1 pseudogene is annotated in these 580 nt (G+C 59.8%); it reads right to left on the minus strand.

The annotated features are described in order from the left end of the window. Nucleotides 1-531 (minus strand): annotated as a pseudogene (locus IEW81_RS14400) (hypothetical protein); the annotation flags it as partial. Between the last annotated feature and the right edge of the window lie 49 nt (nucleotides 532-580).

A 580-nucleotide genomic window follows, 5' to 3' on the forward strand; every position in this document is an offset into this window, starting at 1 on the left:
CACCGGCTGCTGCGCTGTGCCAATTGCGTTCAACACCCCACCCGACGAGACGGTGATCTGGCCCTTCACACTCACACCAGGAGAGATCGACAGCGTTGCTCCAGAGGAAATACGCACGACTGAATCGATCACATAGATATTGTCAGGCGTCCAAACTGTAGATCGCAGAATGTCGGAAGTGATGCGAACTACTGACAATGGTTTCTTCAGCACCGGTGTGGTTGCGGCACTGGTCTTCGAGACCGAGCCATAGCCGGACTTCGCGCCGGTAACGGTCACCGTGACCGTCTTACCAATATCGGCCGCCGCGGGCTTGTAGGTGGCTGATGTCTCACCAACTTGGACAGCACCGCCAACCGCCCAGCGATAGCTCAACGTCACCGGAGACGGCTGCCAAGATCCGGGCACCGCAGTGAGAACGGAGCCCACTTTGGGCTCGCCCGAGACAAGCGGGGCCGGGGTGGCCGTCAGCGCTGACGACGGATTCTCCTCCACAAAACCAGCCAGATTCTGGGCGACGTTGTCGGACATTGCGTTGGTTCCACCGAGTACCACGATGCGGCCCGGCTTCAAACGCGTC

It is taken from the genome of Salinibacterium xinjiangense, assembly GCF_014645015.1.
Lineage (GTDB): Bacteria > Actinomycetota > Actinomycetes > Actinomycetales > Microbacteriaceae > Rhodoglobus > Rhodoglobus xinjiangensis.